At 32.1% G+C, this 16,427-nt stretch carries 9 protein-coding genes and 1 CRISPR repeat array (1 of these 10 running past the window's edge); all 9 genes read right to left on the bottom strand.

All coding sequences use genetic code 11. The features are described from left to right. Window positions 1-7,413: direct repeats of the CRISPR family, unit length 29 nt; unit sequence ATTTAAATCCCACATAGTTCAGATCAAAC (it extends 574 nt beyond the left edge of the window). A gap of 198 nt (window positions 7,414-7,611) precedes the next feature. From cas2 to cas6, 9 genes are read right to left on the bottom strand one after another with little or no spacing between them, the layout of a single operon-like run. Continuing rightward, entirely contained in the window at window positions 7,612-7,875 is a 264-nt protein-coding gene (cas2, locus tag ACY3IT_RS01715) for a CRISPR-associated endonuclease Cas2 (protein ID WP_463083070.1), read from the bottom strand. A gap of 2 nt (window positions 7,876-7,877) precedes the next feature. After that, on the bottom strand, window positions 7,878-8,858 hold the full coding sequence (cas1b, locus tag ACY3IT_RS01710) for a type I-B CRISPR-associated endonuclease Cas1b (RefSeq protein ID WP_463083659.1): 981 nt from the start codon (window positions 8,856-8,858) through the stop codon (window positions 7,878-7,880). A gap of 2 nt (window positions 8,859-8,860) precedes the next feature. After that, entirely contained in the window at window positions 8,861-9,379 is a 519-nt protein-coding gene (gene cas4 / locus ACY3IT_RS01705; RefSeq protein ID WP_463083069.1) for a CRISPR-associated protein Cas4, read from the bottom strand. Next, a complete protein-coding gene (cas3, locus tag ACY3IT_RS01700) occupies window positions 9,380-12,058 on the bottom strand; it encodes a CRISPR-associated helicase Cas3' (RefSeq protein ID WP_463083068.1) in 2,679 nt (892 codons plus the stop codon). It lies immediately after the preceding gene. 1 nt (window position 12,059) lies between these two features. Continuing rightward, window positions 12,060-12,884: a type I-B CRISPR-associated protein Cas5b gene (gene cas5b, locus ACY3IT_RS01695; RefSeq protein WP_463083067.1), complete on the bottom strand. Its 825-nt coding sequence runs from the start codon at window positions 12,882-12,884 to the stop codon at window positions 12,060-12,062. Further along, window positions 12,884-13,978 carry a type I-B CRISPR-associated protein Cas7/Cst2/DevR gene (cas7i, locus tag ACY3IT_RS01690; protein WP_463083066.1) on the bottom strand — a complete coding sequence of 365 codons (1,095 nt, stop codon included), beginning with the start codon at window positions 13,976-13,978 and terminating at the stop codon, window positions 12,884-12,886. The genes cas5b and cas7i overlap by 1 nt, the downstream gene beginning before the upstream one ends. 17 nt (window positions 13,979-13,995) lie before the next feature. Then, complete coding sequence (locus ACY3IT_RS01685) at window positions 13,996-14,514, bottom strand: hypothetical protein (protein WP_463083065.1); 519 nt, start codon at window positions 14,512-14,514, stop codon at window positions 13,996-13,998. Then, window positions 14,511-15,617: a type I-B CRISPR-associated protein Cas8b1/Cst1 gene (cas8a1, locus tag ACY3IT_RS01680; RefSeq protein ID WP_463083064.1), complete on the bottom strand. Its 1,107-nt coding sequence runs from the start codon at window positions 15,615-15,617 to the stop codon at window positions 14,511-14,513. Before cas8a1 ends, ACY3IT_RS01685 begins: the two co-directional genes overlap by 4 nt. After that, window positions 15,618-16,421 carry a CRISPR-associated endoribonuclease Cas6 gene (cas6, locus tag ACY3IT_RS01675; RefSeq protein ID WP_463083063.1) on the bottom strand — a complete coding sequence of 268 codons (804 nt, stop codon included), beginning with the start codon at window positions 16,419-16,421 and terminating at the stop codon, window positions 15,618-15,620. Window positions 16,422-16,427: the final 6 nt, after the last annotated feature.

The following is a 16,427-nucleotide window of genomic DNA, read 5'->3' as shown; positions in this document are numbered from 1 at the left end:
AGAACAAATAAATTTAAATCCCACATAGTTCAGATCAAACTATCCGATTCATGCGATTGTAGAAGGATCATCAAAGATTTAAATCCCACATAGTTCAGATCAAACATATGTATAGACCCTACTACTACAAGAAGCACATTGATTTAAATCCCACATAGTTCAGATCAAACCTTATATACAGACTGCTGAGACTTTCATTGCCTCTAATTTAAATCCCACATAGTTCAGATCAAACTGTTGCGCCATATACCCCCAAAAATCGCCAAAGAAATTTAAATCCCACATAGTTCAGATCAAACTCCCTTTTCCCTTGTGCGCACAAATACACGCGCACAATTTAAATCCCACATAGTTCAGATCAAACTATCCGATTCATGCGATTGTAGAAGGATCATCAAAGATTTAAATCCCACATAGTTCAGATCAAACATATGTATAGACCCTACTACTACAAGAAGCACATTGATTTAAATCCCACATAGTTCAGATCAAACCTCCTTGCGATGCGCCTGCTTTATAGATCTTCCCATATTTAAATCCCACATAGTTCAGATCAAACACACAACATAGACACCAAAAAACTGACAAAATTCATATTTAAATCCCACATAGTTCAGATCAAACGACCCGAATTATTAAGCTTTTTAAATTCCCCAAGCAATTTAAATCCCACATAGTTCAGATCAAACGTTTCTTGTGTCCCTGTCCACAAAAAGAGAAAGAGAATTTAAATCCCACATAGTTCAGATCAAACGACCCTTCTTGGCCTCTTCGATAGTTTTCCTAATTTCATTTAAATCCCACATAGTTCAGATCAAACATTCCCTTTAGGATTGCAAAAAAGAAAGCAAATCCCATTTAAATCCCACATAGTTCAGATCAAACATTGATCACAAACGACTTGGATATAACGCTATTTGGATTTAAATCCCACATAGTTCAGATCAAACTCAAATGTTCTGGAGCAAATACTCCGCCAAAACTTGATTTAAATCCCACATAGTTCAGATCAAACACAGTATTAATACCCCCCTCATAGCCGAACAGAGCAATTTAAATCCCACATAGTTCAGATCAAACCTCTTTTACAAGTTGTATTATCTCGGGTGTCGTAAGCATTTAAATCCCACATAGTTCAGATCAAACTATTTTCTTCTCTGACATGATCGCTTCAAGTGTATTATTTAAATCCCACATAGTTCAGATCAAACACGCCTATGTGGTGCCTGATTTGGCGCGCAAGTTCGTAATTTAAATCCCACATAGTTCAGATCAAACGCTTTTATTCCATTCGCCGCATCAAAGTATAGTGTAATTTAAATCCCACATAGTTCAGATCAAACCGGTTTATTTGTAGTTTTTGTTTTTGGGTTTGAATTATTTAAATCCCACATAGTTCAGATCAAACAATTCAGAAGTCAGAAGTCAAGATTGACCTTGGTTGATTTAAATCCCACATAGTTCAGATCAAACGCATCCACCATTGCATATCCAATGTAGATGTGCAGAATTTAAATCCCACATAGTTCAGATCAAACTGGCAAGTAGTAAATATCAAGCTTGAGATAAAAAGGCATTTAAATCCCACATAGTTCAGATCAAACATGATGCCCAGTTGAGAGCGCCAGGAACTCAATCCGCATTTAAATCCCACATAGTTCAGATCAAACTTCGTCCTGCGCGGCACTCTCTAAAGCTATTCCTACAAATTTAAATCCCACATAGTTCAGATCAAACTGAAGGCTTGTGCGCAATAATGAATATCTATTGCCTATTTAAATCCCACATAGTTCAGATCAAACGAGAAGGAAGTAAAAATATCAAAAAGATTATTTGGTATTTAAATCCCACATAGTTCAGATCAAACCTTACCTGTGCGAGAGCTTCCGCGAAACTCTCGCACATTTAAATCCCACATAGTTCAGATCAAACTACCTTTTAGAGGTGCTTTATGCCCAAAGATATAAAATTTAAATCCCACATAGTTCAGATCAAACTCATATTCGTCCCCCCAATCAAGAGTTTTTTAGCAAATTTAAATCCCACATAGTTCAGATCAAACATCTTATTCTTTTTTTTGTTTTTGTGTCTGTTTCCACATTTAAATCCCACATAGTTCAGATCAAACGAGGTTACTTGTGAAGTGCTTCCTGTTGATACTGCAATTTAAATCCCACATAGTTCAGATCAAACTCCTCTCAATACGAAGCCATTTCCGAAGCATACCTATTTAAATCCCACATAGTTCAGATCAAACCATCGAGTATAGGTATTTCTGCAAGCCTTATTTCCAAATTTAAATCCCACATAGTTCAGATCAAACCACAATATATAGTTTGTTTAAGGTTTTTTGATAAAAAATTTAAATCCCACATAGTTCAGATCAAACTAATATTTCCCCAATCAAGCTATCGAAGAAAAACCAATTTAAATCCCACATAGTTCAGATCAAACTTTAAGCTCTTCTAAGAAAGTCTCCATCTCTTTTTTATTTAAATCCCACATAGTTCAGATCAAACTACCTTTTAGAGGTGCTTTATGCCCAAAGATATAAAATTTAAATCCCACATAGTTCAGATCAAACACTATCAAAGGTCCCCTCTATCATCCGAGGAGGTCTCATTTAAATCCCACATAGTTCAGATCAAACTTTTGGGAGCTTGTTAAAGAATTCCTCACAGACAAAATTTAAATCCCACATAGTTCAGATCAAACATGGAGTAATAGTAAGAGAAGATGGAGCTTCTACCGCATTTAAATCCCACATAGTTCAGATCAAACAAGAGTTTTAGTATAATTGTCTGTAGGGTATCTATTGTTATTTAAATCCCACATAGTTCAGATCAAACACGCGAATGATAGGGGGTTTTAAAATAGTATGCCTTAATTTAAATCCCACATAGTTCAGATCAAACCCTCAAAATTTTCAAAAGATTTATTCTCGTAGAGAGCATTTAAATCCCACATAGTTCAGATCAAACATATTCAAGTTTGCAGGCTAACTGGAGTTGATATATAATTTAAATCCCACATAGTTCAGATCAAACCTTATATACAGACTGCTGAGACTTTCATTGCCTCTAATTTAAATCCCACATAGTTCAGATCAAACTGTTGCGCCATATACCCCCAAAAATCGCCAAAGAAATTTAAATCCCACATAGTTCAGATCAAACTCCCTTTTCCCTTGTGCGCACAAATACACGCGCACAATTTAAATCCCACATAGTTCAGATCAAACTATCCGATTCATGCGATTGTAGAAGGATCATCAAAGATTTAAATCCCACATAGTTCAGATCAAACATATGTATAGACCCTACTACTACAAGAAGCACATTGATTTAAATCCCACATAGTTCAGATCAAACCTCCTTGCGATGCGCCTGCTTTATAGATCTTCCCATATTTAAATCCCACATAGTTCAGATCAAACAAATTTTCGCAGGAGGTCATGGGTTATTACAACTGAATTTAAATCCCACATAGTTCAGATCAAACTTTTGCAACACGCTCCAGACACATTAGTTTTCCATATTTAAATCCCACATAGTTCAGATCAAACGTAGCAACAAACCACCACTAAGCGCTTTGATAGCTCATTTAAATCCCACATAGTTCAGATCAAACTTCTTCTCCCTTCCTCGTTTGCTTCTTTTTTCAGGATTTAAATCCCACATAGTTCAGATCAAACTAGGTATATTTTTGTATAAAAACATCCTTATTTTCCTATTTAAATCCCACATAGTTCAGATCAAACATCATCCATGGGTCCCACATAATGGGAAGATTTGCTATTTAAATCCCACATAGTTCAGATCAAACACAAGCCAGCCGATGAAGAAGTTTATTGCGGAAATAATTTAAATCCCACATAGTTCAGATCAAACTTCTTTGACCCAGTTGTTCAGTGTGTTTTCTAAAGAGATTTAAATCCCACATAGTTCAGATCAAACGAGTGTTCTATAACACTCTTCTATTTCCTCTCGGGTATTTAAATCCCACATAGTTCAGATCAAACTGCCCAGATCATTTCATTACCCAACAGGTTAGGGAACTATTTAAATCCCACATAGTTCAGATCAAACAAGCTTGAGCAAAAAAAGCTCAAGCGAAAAAAATAAATTTAAATCCCACATAGTTCAGATCAAACTCATCCCAAAGATCAGACATACATACAAAACCAGAAATTTAAATCCCACATAGTTCAGATCAAACCTATTTTATTAGAACTTAGGGTTCATAAGGATTTTGAATTTAAATCCCACATAGTTCAGATCAAACTCTTTCCTCTGCCTTGATTTGTTCCTCATATTCTTCATTTAAATCCCACATAGTTCAGATCAAACCCACCGTTTGCAATCTATCTTACAGCTACAGGGCAAATTTAAATCCCACATAGTTCAGATCAAACTATGTGTGTTTTCATCTTCCTTCTCCCAGACCAAACATTTAAATCCCACATAGTTCAGATCAAACTTTTTCCTGTGCTATGCTTCCAGAAATTTTTTTCCATTTAAATCCCACATAGTTCAGATCAAACATTCCAAGCCTTCCGCACACCTACATTGAATATGCAATTTAAATCCCACATAGTTCAGATCAAACTCCTATACCAAATAGCTCAAGTGCAAACAGATATCATTTAAATCCCACATAGTTCAGATCAAACACTCCACCAAGTGAAGAGGATACAGAGCTTGAGAATGATTTAAATCCCACATAGTTCAGATCAAACGTATCCTGTACCACAAGACGGTGTCCTCGCCCAAGAATTTAAATCCCACATAGTTCAGATCAAACCGGGGACAAATAAGAATAGTTTTCTTTTTGCAGATATTTAAATCCCACATAGTTCAGATCAAACGGATCGCACGCATTGCATTTACTGTCTGTTTATCTAATTTAAATCCCACATAGTTCAGATCAAACGTTTTTTTAAAATTCTGTCAAGAGGGTAAAAAAAAATTTAAATCCCACATAGTTCAGATCAAACACAATTCTCTTGCCACCTGGTGATCACGAAATGACATTTAAATCCCACATAGTTCAGATCAAACTGTATATGCTCTGCTACCTTAACCCATACCTGATCCCATTTAAATCCCACATAGTTCAGATCAAACGCAATAAATGACTTAGCTAAAGATTACCCAAAATTTTTATTTAAATCCCACATAGTTCAGATCAAACTCGTTTACTGGGCAGAAAAACATCTATAAAGAAGAATTTAAATCCCACATAGTTCAGATCAAACAAACTATTAGGGAACTTGTCTATCGTGCTTACACAGAATTTAAATCCCACATAGTTCAGATCAAACAAACTTGCTAACGCAGGAGCACCTCTATTCCCAGATGATTTAAATCCCACATAGTTCAGATCAAACTATAATCAAAGCCTTAGTGCCAATTATACAACTAATATTTAAATCCCACATAGTTCAGATCAAACCCCTTTTACTCCTCAAACCCTACGCATACTCAAAATATTTAAATCCCACATAGTTCAGATCAAACTGGTAGAAGTCGGCTCCTTCCTCGTAGGGGGCGTGGAAATTTAAATCCCACATAGTTCAGATCAAACATTTTTTCACCTCCTATAAAAATAAAAAGAAAGGGGATTTAAATCCCACATAGTTCAGATCAAACCACACAAGTGCAAATCCTGCAACAAACCACAGAACGATTTAAATCCCACATAGTTCAGATCAAACTTTCTTTGCGGAACTATTAGATTTCCTTGATAGAAGGATTTAAATCCCACATAGTTCAGATCAAACATTAGGTTTAGTCTCCGCTTGGCATACTAACTGCTGATTTAAATCCCACATAGTTCAGATCAAACCCATTCGCCATATGAGCTTAGCCCATCGACTAACTACATTTAAATCCCACATAGTTCAGATCAAACATAGTTTTAATAAAACTTTAAAAAAACTTTAAAAATATTTAAATCCCACATAGTTCAGATCAAACCGCGCATTCCCTTTTCGCGTTTGTAGCGTACCTATAATTTAAATCCCACATAGTTCAGATCAAACGATTTGGCGCAAAACTCCTTGCGCCCATAAAAGCATATTTAAATCCCACATAGTTCAGATCAAACGAGCACTCTTTTTCCAAAAGCGCGCCTGGAAGCTTCCATTTAAATCCCACATAGTTCAGATCAAACCGTACCTATAAGGGATTGAAACAATAAAATTAAAACATTTAAATCCCACATAGTTCAGATCAAACGGGAAGAGTTTGTTTCTTTCCAGTGCGAGAGCTTTGATTTAAATCCCACATAGTTCAGATCAAACGCTATTCGCTCCCCGCAACATCAACTCTGAGTTCAATTTAAATCCCACATAGTTCAGATCAAACGAAGCGGAGCGAGCTGGCCTCCTTACAAGAGACAGTATTTAAATCCCACATAGTTCAGATCAAACGAAAGGGAGGATTTCCCTCCCCCTTTTTTATTTTTTATTTAAATCCCACATAGTTCAGATCAAACCTCTTTTATCTCATATTCACCAATTTCCTTCATGATGATTTAAATCCCACATAGTTCAGATCAAACATATTTGCTTTTATCTTCCTTCCCCCAGACCAAACTATTTAAATCCCACATAGTTCAGATCAAACTGATTGTAATCTACACAGCTTACGGAGATTATCCAAATTTAAATCCCACATAGTTCAGATCAAACTTCCCTTTTCCCTTGTGCGCACAAATACACGCGCACAATTTAAATCCCACATAGTTCAGATCAAACCTACTTCCCATCCCTCACCTTTTCCGCCCAAACTGGATTTAAATCCCACATAGTTCAGATCAAACAGTATGTAGTATTGAAAACAGACGTGTGGGATGGCACATTTAAATCCCACATAGTTCAGATCAAACGGATAGAAAAGCGCGAACACTTGTGACGCAATACACATTTAAATCCCACATAGTTCAGATCAAACTACTCTTTTCTCAAGCGCGCCTGGAAGGAAACTTCCATTTAAATCCCACATAGTTCAGATCAAACTTTTAGAAGTATAAATACTTCATCGAGAGTAAATTCATTTAAATCCCACATAGTTCAGATCAAACGCTAAGATGATACCATCTTTACCAACACTAAAAAAGATTTAAATCCCACATAGTTCAGATCAAACTCTTCCCAGTCCACCCCTGCGGCATCTTTGGGTTTTATTTAAATCCCACATAGTTCAGATCAAACCTTATTTAGCGCTATATTCAAGATTTTTTCTTTATGATTTAAATCCCACATAGTTCAGATCAAACTAAAGCTATTCCTACAACAGTCTCATCGGCTGTTACATTTAAATCCCACATAGTTCAGATCAAACTGCTAACTCTTCTGCGCTTTCGAGAAATCTTTGAGGAAATTTAAATCCCACATAGTTCAGATCAAACCCAACAATCAGATTAAATTGTAACTATAGTATTATACAATTACTAATATAATTACAAAATTTTTAGATTAAAACCATAATTGCAGTGAACCTTAAGTTTAATTTTACCAAAATAAAAAATTTCATATTTAATGTTAGATTTTTCAACATTTTTAAAGAAAAATCATTTAAAAATAGGTTTACTGCAAAAATAAACAAATTAATATATATTGTCTGTTACATCTTTTTCTATTCCTAAAACAGTTTTGCTAATATTATTCCTATTGTCTACAAGATAAAAGTATACAGAATCCACATCCTTATCTATTATGAAACTCAATTCTAATTTACATTTTTCAAGTTTTGCTAAAGTTATCTCACCTTCAAAAACCGAATTTTGGACCCAATTGAAATATCTTTTTAATACTTTCCTTACCTTATTTACTCTTTCCTCACTTATATCATAAGTAATAATTACATACATGATCACCACCAAGCCTTCAATGGCTTATATAAATCATCCTCCAAAAAGTGTTTTACCAATTTATAACATTCAAGTCTTATAAGAAATCTATATGATACATTTCTATTTAGCTTTCTATGTTTAATCGTAGTTTGAATTTTGGACTCAAACTCTTGAATAAACTTTTTCCTTCCATCTTCAGTAAGGTAGCAATAATTTACATCTTTTTCAAAATCTGATAATTTTAGCATATTATTATTTATAAGCTTAAATATTACAGGATCTACAATCAAAGGCTTGAATATTTCAGAAATATCAAGGCTGAGAGAATATCTCCTTTCTCTTACTTCATGAAGATAACTTATTGCTGGATTTAATTGGGTTCTATAGATCTCAGATACAATTATCGCATAAATCAAAGAATTACCAAAAGAAATTAAAGCATTAATTGGATTTGTAGGAGGTCTTTTTTCTCTTTTTTCAAAATAAAAATTATTTTTTAAAAATATATTAAACGCTTGATAATAACTTTCTCTTGCTCTCCCTTCACATCCCATTAATTCATTTATAGTATTACATTCTCTTGCTTTTTTAAGCTCTTCTTCAATCTTCTTTTGATTTTCCTCAGTTCCATTATAATTTCTCAAATTCCTTATCATATGGTAAAGGGCGCCTTCCACGAAAGAATAAGCAAGATAAAATCTTTTTTCCTTATCTAAATAGTGTTCTGCTTGTCTTACAATAACTTCTCCAGATATATTTTTTTCTCTGGGTAAATAAGATCCAGAGTAATAGCCGTAATAATTGTATACATGTAATACAATGTTGTTTTGTGCAAGGAAATTTAGGACTTTTGTATTTAAATCTATCTCTCCAAAAAGATGTATGCTGTCTATATTTTCTACTGGGAAAAACTTTCTTTCTCCATTAGATGTTTCAAAATACACAGTATTTTCTTTTCTCCGCAAAGAACCATTAGAAAATATATAATAATCTCTCCCCATCTTCATTCCCCTATGAAACAAAATTCATAATATGCACATTTTTTACAATAACTTTTTTTGACAACAGGAGGAGGCTTCTCCATTTTTATTATTTCTTCTATTTTAAGAAGAGCCTCCTCTATCTTCTTTTCATATTCCTGATTAAGTTCAACTATCTCTCTTTTTCTTTGCTTTGGATAATTTAGAATGCCTCTTTTCTTTACTCCTAATTTTTTTAAATAATATAGGTAATATAAAACTTGCATTCTATTTGCATCTTCCATTCTATTGCTATATTTAACTTCTCTTATCTCATCCTCAGAGAGAATATCAATACATATAAGTTCATCTATCATAATCTTTCTTTTTTCCTCTGAAAGATAACTACTTTCCTCCAAAATCTTACCTAATAATACTTTTTCCGAGGTATGTTCCATACCAATACCTCTATCAAAGAGCCACAATTTCCTTTCGCAAACAAATAGATAATTTATTTTTATTCCTGTTATTCTTAGATCTTGAGGTAAGGATAAATCTTCCATTTATAAAATACTACTCTCTCTCACAAATCCTTTCTCACTCTCATACTCGGCTTCATTATCGTAATAAATATCACTTAACCATCGGATTAACTTATCATATTTTTCAAAAACTTCTTCTTTTTCTTTAAAACCTACCTCATGCAAATATTCTGTTATTCTTCTTAATCTATTAGCATCTAAAATTCCATCTCTCATATACATTCTTAAATCCACATTTACACAGAATTTTGAGATAACTTTTCCTTTAAAAGTGGTATAGTCAAATTTTTCTCCTTCAAACCTTCCTTCATTATTCACAAATTGTTTCAAATCTTTTATAAATTCCTCTATAAGATTCTTAGGAATAACTTGTACTGTGTACATTTCTCTGAAAAGCCTTTCTGCCTCAGACTTTTTCTCTGACATCCACCCAGAATCAAGAAGATCTATAGTATTGTAGAATCTATTAAGATAGCTGTTGTCCTTTACATTAAGCTTATTACTTTCCATAGTTTTATAAAATAAATCGATTAACAAATATTTATCGTATTCAGAAATTTCAATTTCTATACCATCTATATTCTTATCCCATCTTTTTTCAATTAATTTTTGATATATATTATCTTCTTTTTTCTTACTACCTCTACCTTTCTCATTATCAACTAAATCTTTTAATATTTCTAAGTAATCCTTTGAAACTATTTCCTCCAAATCATCAATATCCCTTTTCTTCAAAAGCCAGCTAATAGAAAGATTTATCAATTCTTTCATATACACCCTGTTTCCACCTTTACTTCCACCATTTTTAAATATCCATATATATACATTAGGTTCATTGTATGCTTTAAATTCCTTAGAATTTATTACATATTCATTATTGTCACTCTTATTTATGACCTTTCCATCTCTATAAAAATATCTTCTTAAAACTCTCCCCATTCTTTGAACTAAAGCATCAAGAGGACATATCTCTGTAAACAAAACATCTGCATCCAAATCAAGAGAGGCCTCTACCACTTGAGTAGCTACAAGAATCTTTCCTTCTTTTTCCAATGGATCCTTAGGGTTCTTGAATTGCTCTAAAAACTTTAATTCTTTATTTTTTCTATCTTCAAAAGTAAATCTTGAATGTAACAGATATATATTCTTATTTAATTCTTTATTTTCTCTGGTTAACTCCTTTAAATCATCAAAAACTCTCTGGGCTAAATTCACAGTATTCAAAATTACAAGAATTCTTCTTCCTTTTTCAGCCTCTTTTATTATTTCTTTTAACTCTTTCTCAGATATTCTATCCATATATTCACTCTTTTCATTGCTATCATCACTTTCTATATACCTAATCTTTATTTTGTGTTTAAATATCTTCTTAAAATCCTCCCTCTCTTTCTCATAGATATTTATTATCTCAAGATTTCCATTTATTACTTCCTCAATTCTCTTCTTTACAAAAGTAGGTAAAGTTGCAGTTATTAATAAAAATTTTCCACCTAACTTTGTAATCCATTCGATAAATTTCGTAATAATAGCACAAGCTTGTGGATCATACGCTTGCACTTCATCAATCACAAGTCTTGAATAGGAGAATAAAGAGAATATTTTCTCATATCCTGGTGGCCTTAAACCATAAGGAAAAAATTGATCTCCTGTAGATATTAATACAGGATAAGAGATTTGTCTTGCAGTTTCATAAGCTTTAATAGGATCAATCACATCTTCCTCTTTCTCCAACAAATAAACATCAGCATCAGAATGCAATAACCCTGTTTTATCTTTATTAAAAATATTTTCAGCTCTTTCATATATCTGATTTACAGCAGATCGCAAAGGAAGGGTATATATAAACTTATCACCTTTAGACCACAAAAAGGCATATTCTGTTTTACCATATCCCGTAGGCGCAATAAGGATCAAATTTCCATCTATTAGATTATTAAATTGCCAAGCCTTATCACCTATTTTGTCTTTAATATTATTAACTATATCTTGATAATTCAGAGACTCTATTTCAACTTTATTTAAATCTTCACCTTCCTCTTCACACCAAGATGCATAATGATCACATCTTTGCAAATATCCTGCTATAAGTACCCATTCCTTCTTTACTTCCTTTCTCAAAGGCTCATAATCAAATTTATATGGAGGAATTGCATAATTCATCAAACTTCTTCTATTTAGAATACCTTTAATCCATGGGTGATTTATATCTATATATTCTTTATATTCATTAAATTTTGAAAATTCTGTAATCAAATTGTTCTTTAATTTTTCTCCCCACTCCTCTTGTACTTTTTCACATAATTTTCTCAATATTTCATTATCTCGAGATATGAAATCATCAAAATTATCTCTCCAATGATGATAAGAGATAGCTGATATTATGAAATTAAAAAAATCTTCCCCAAATTTAGCTTTTAATTTATCCTTTGATATCCAAAAGATAGAAAATAGGGAATGGGGAACTTCATAAGATACATCAAAAGGTTCATAATCTTTATTTTTAAGGGTTTTTATTTGAAAAGCTGGTAGTACTTTGCCAAGATCATGCAAAAATATAGCCAACTCTGTAGCTTCCAATAAATGTTTATCATTAATTTTATCCTTTATTTTTTCAAAAACTTTTAAGGCATCTTCTGTGTGCTTTGACAAAGTTATTTCCTCTTGATCTTTTTTAAAGGATTTAGCAAGAATTTTAACCATTTTAACCCCCCTTTAAATCAGCAAAAAATATAGGTATACCCTCTTTCAAATCAGAATTTCTTTCTGATTTATCTATAAAGCTAAATATTTCACCTATATTTCCATCGTTTAGCTTGGTTCTAATAAAATCGAAAACTCTAATTCCATCCTTTATCTTGTAAAAAGTGGGAAGATTATATATTAATCCTTCCACTTTATCAATAACAGAATAATTATTGAAATTCCGTTCAGGAATCCAAAAGAAATATCCGTAGTTTCCATTTATTTCCCCTATTTCCAAATCTACATATTTTATCTCTTTTATTACAATCCAATCTTCTGCCCTTCCAAGATGTAATGGAGATCCTCTATTTATTGGATTCTCGAAACTTTCTTTAATTTCTTCCAAAAAACTATTATCTTGATGATAAAGATAAACTAAGATCTCTACATCATTTAATATATCAACTGTGCAAGGACTTTGTCCCCCTATATGCTCTATATGTCCTGCTACATATCTATTATTTATGACAACAAATCTTCCCAAATGAGCATCTTTGCTTAAATTCCTAAACCAAACATATTCACTAGTCTTTGCCTGAAATTTTCCACATATAGAAATTTTTATATTTTTAAATTTATGATATGGACAATCACAATTTTCTTCAATGCATGGTTCCTCTTGCCCTGGTATATTTCTTATACCAAGAACATTAGCAATTAAACCAAGAACCGTAGAATAGGGTGGAATAGGATATGTATGCCTTCTCTGATACGTAAAAGGTATTCTATAATGAGCCTGAGGCTGATATATCTTAATCTTTAAGGCTGTTATCTTATCCCCCATTAATTATCTCCACCTTTTTCTGAAGTTGAAGAAGTTAATCCAAGACTACCTAAGAATTCATTCCAATCATGTTTTACCTCTTTTGCTAACTTATCTTTATCAGCTTTTATTTTTTGGCTGTCCATAATAAATACTTCTTCAAGCCAACTATTATTTAAAGCATCATTAATACCGATAACCTTATAAGATATATTGTCTAATGGAACAATTTCTATATAAGGATGAAATACAGGAGATGGGACTTTTACTTTTCCAGCTATTAAAAATAGAGGAATAATAGTATTCTGTTCATTACTTGATTGGGCATAAAGACCATCTTTTATAGCTTCAAGGATTTGTATAATACGCTCCTTCTTTTCTTTTTCGTTAAGTTGGAAGATTATTTTGTATTTCTCTCCTTTTAATTTTTCAATTTTTATAACCCCATTTTCCAATTCATATCTGTTATCGTCACTCTTTTTAACATAACTTATTACCTTTTCTATAACTGTGTTTTTTTCCTTATTTTCTGATAATGTAATTTTTAATACATTACCATCAAATTCAGGCTCTTTATTAACAATCCACTCATCTTTTCCCAAAATATCCACATCTATCGTAAAGCTCACTTTGTAAAAGGAATAATGTTCTTCTTTATTATAAGGATTAGGTGTTGCATCAAGTCCTTGTTTTATCCCCCTATTTACCAAATCATGATTTGCATAAAATGCCATATCACCCTCATAAGGATCTAATCCTATCGCCTTTGTTATCCCAACTGGAGCTTTTCTTGTAATAGAAACTTGCTTTCCTATAGTATACATATATCCAAAAGCATCAAGCTCATGACTTGTCAAGATATCATCCTTAGTAATATCAAACTGTACTACATCATCCTGCACTCTAACCGCGCTCGGGCTCCATCCGTGAGCTTTCACTAAAGTTTCAAAAAGATAATGTCTTATAGCAGGTTTTCCTATAAAACTTACTACTTTATTACCTTTCTTTAGTTTCTTAATAGATAAAATATTTCCTCCTACTTTTTCATCTCTATTTAAAGCAGATCCTTCAAAAATAATAGTAATAGTTATATGGCTTAAATTATTCTCTCTCATCTTTAGATACCTCCTCTTTAATAATTTTTACCTAATAGTCCACTTAAAAAGGAATAAAGCAAGGCTCTAAAACTTTCCACGGAATATTTAGGATTAAATGCCATTACAAGCTTCTCATCAACCTCTTCTTGTGCAGTAGCAAATTCTCTAAGTATTATGTAAAAAACTTCATCTCTTTTTCCAAGTCTTGAAAGCTCAAGCAATCTAAACGTCATACCAGCAGGAGCATTTTTATTCTTATCATAAAATCTCTCATATACTCCAGAATTTCTAAATCTTAATCTTTCCCCATAAGATCTCAATTGCTCACAAAGATTTGCTATATTCTCTTCCTTAATCTCTTCATATAGGTTATTCAATTTATCTTTATCTTCTTTCGTATTTTTAATTGCATATTCCAATAATTTTTGTATATGAAAACCAAGTTCTTTATATTTCTCAATTAAATCTTTTAATGAACCACAATTAACCTCTCCATTTTTAATCTGTTCCTTAATATTACTCATTATTTCATCAAAATTAAAATTATCATTCATACATAAACCCCCTTTCCTATCTTCTCTTCAATTAGAGCATAGAGTTTAAAAAGCTTTTGAGAGAAGGCTACGAGATTATTTTTATTCTTATCCATTTTTATCTTTTTATTTATGAAATCATTCTCATGCTTACCCCAATCATTCTTGTTTTTAATTCCAATTTTAAAAACTCTTTCTCCAAAATCTAAAATCTCTCTGTATTTACTATCCAAAACCAAATTCAAAACATTTATCTCACCTATATCATTAATTAAACTTGCTATATTACGATCCATGAGGAGTAATATGGTTTCATAGGGTAAAGAAAAGAATTCTATTTTATCATTATCTCCTTCTCTATATTGGTTCACCACCTCAATATTCATCATTGTCCATTTACCAAGCTGAATATGAAATTTTAAAGCCAATTCAATAATAGACATTCCCAAAAGTTCTTTTATTACTTCTATTTTCTCTCTTCCATAAATTTCTTTTACATATCTATTTAAATGCCACATAACCTTAAATGAAGGAGCATTCACAAAGATCTTAGATTTATCAGAAAGATCCACCAATGATAGATGATGATGGATAATTAAATATGCACATAGAGGGCATACACGAAAGGTTTGAGAATTATTCCAAAAACCATTTGGAAATCCTCCTATAGATGGACCTAACATAGACATATGTCTCATATCAAATTTAGATACACCTTCTAAAAACTTTTTTAATCCTAAATTTTCCAATTCTTTAATATCATCATTTAATAAATAAAATTTTCTATAACACAGGCCACAAGGTATAGCATCTTCTTTCTCTTCAATCTTTGAGAGCTTTTCAACATAATAAGGAAATTTATCTTTCCATGGTTCTTGTAAGTAATTCCTATACAAATCTGATTTTCCAACAATAGAAGATATTTTTCTTTCACTAAAATACCTCTCATCAACTTTTAAATTTTCAAAAATATCTTTTCTTATTTCTAAAGATCCATCATCTTTAAAATTTGCCACATCCTCATAAGGAATTCCTTCAACTTCCTTTAATGAATACAAAAATCCAATTACTCCTGCATTGTATAACCAATTTCCAGGATATAGTCTTATCACACTATCAGCCATTTACACCACCTCCACCATACCAAAACCTTGAGCCCTTCTTAATCCAAAACCAAGCTGATATAAATAATTCAAGTCCTCAATATCACCACATAGTTCAAATACCCCAGAAAAGCATGTAAAGGTATAAAGTTTTGACTCTATATCCTTTTCCCTTACCCTATGTTTAACTACTTCTTTTCTTAGCTTAATAGGTTTAAAATCTAATCCCTCTTTTAATCCATATCCCCTTACACTTTTTAAAATAGTATCAGAGATGTAATTAAACTCTCTGAGAAAGTAAACAAAATCTTCACTTTCCTTATAAAGAGGTTTCCCATCTTCTGGACTAATAGGAAGAAGTGGCTTATCATTTTTATCCTCTATAAGGATAGGAGAAAGAGTTCTAAAAACTACTTTGTTTTCCTTTATACTTTTTTCTCTAAGAAGTACAATACTTTTTCTTTTGTGTATTTCTCCTTCTCCCATTTTAAATGGATATAATTTTTTACTTAATAGTCCATTGTAAAGAGCAACTAAAAAGCATGGATCTGGGCTTGAGATATAAAATTCTATAGGCGTTTTAATATATAAAATATCTTTATCTTTCTTGAATTCTTCTTTATCATGTATAAATCTTACTGCAAAGCAAAAAGGCTTTCCTGATTTATTATTCTTAATCTCACCCCCTTCTTCATATTTATAAAGATTCTCAAAATATTCTTTTCCCAAATCTGAAACTTTCAAGGCTTCTTTTATAAAGCCCATAAAATGGTTGCGATAATCAACAGGAAGAATATCACCTTCTAAGATTACTTTAAATCTCAAATTCTA

The organism is Dictyoglomus sp. GBS (genome assembly GCF_055179815.1).
This window is presented reverse-complemented; position numbering and strand designations above follow the sequence as displayed.

What these genes read in the sequence shown, in the direction of transcription:
- cas2 (WP_463083070.1), bottom strand. Translation starts at nt 7,875, where the DNA reads ATGTATGTAATTATTACTTATGATATAAGTGAGGAAAGAGTAAATAAG.
- cas1b (WP_463083659.1), bottom strand. Translation starts at nt 8,858, where the DNA reads ATGGGGAGAGATTATTATATATTTTCTAATGGTTCTTTGCGGAGAAAA.
- cas4 (WP_463083069.1), bottom strand. Translation starts at nt 9,379, where the DNA reads ATGGAAGATTTATCCTTACCTCAAGATCTAAGAATAACAGGAATAAAA.
- cas3 (WP_463083068.1), bottom strand. Translation starts at nt 12,058, where the DNA reads ATGGTTAAAATTCTTGCTAAATCCTTTAAAAAAGATCAAGAGGAAATA.
- cas5b (WP_463083067.1), bottom strand. Translation starts at nt 12,884, where the DNA reads ATGGGGGATAAGATAACAGCCTTAAAGATTAAGATATATCAGCCTCAG.
- cas7i (WP_463083066.1), bottom strand. Translation starts at nt 13,978, where the DNA reads ATGAGAGAGAATAATTTAAGCCATATAACTATTACTATTATTTTTGAA.
- ACY3IT_RS01685 (WP_463083065.1), bottom strand. Translation starts at nt 14,514, where the DNA reads ATGAATGATAATTTTAATTTTGATGAAATAATGAGTAATATTAAGGAA.
- cas8a1 (WP_463083064.1), bottom strand. Translation starts at nt 15,617, where the DNA reads ATGGCTGATAGTGTGATAAGACTATATCCTGGAAATTGGTTATACAAT.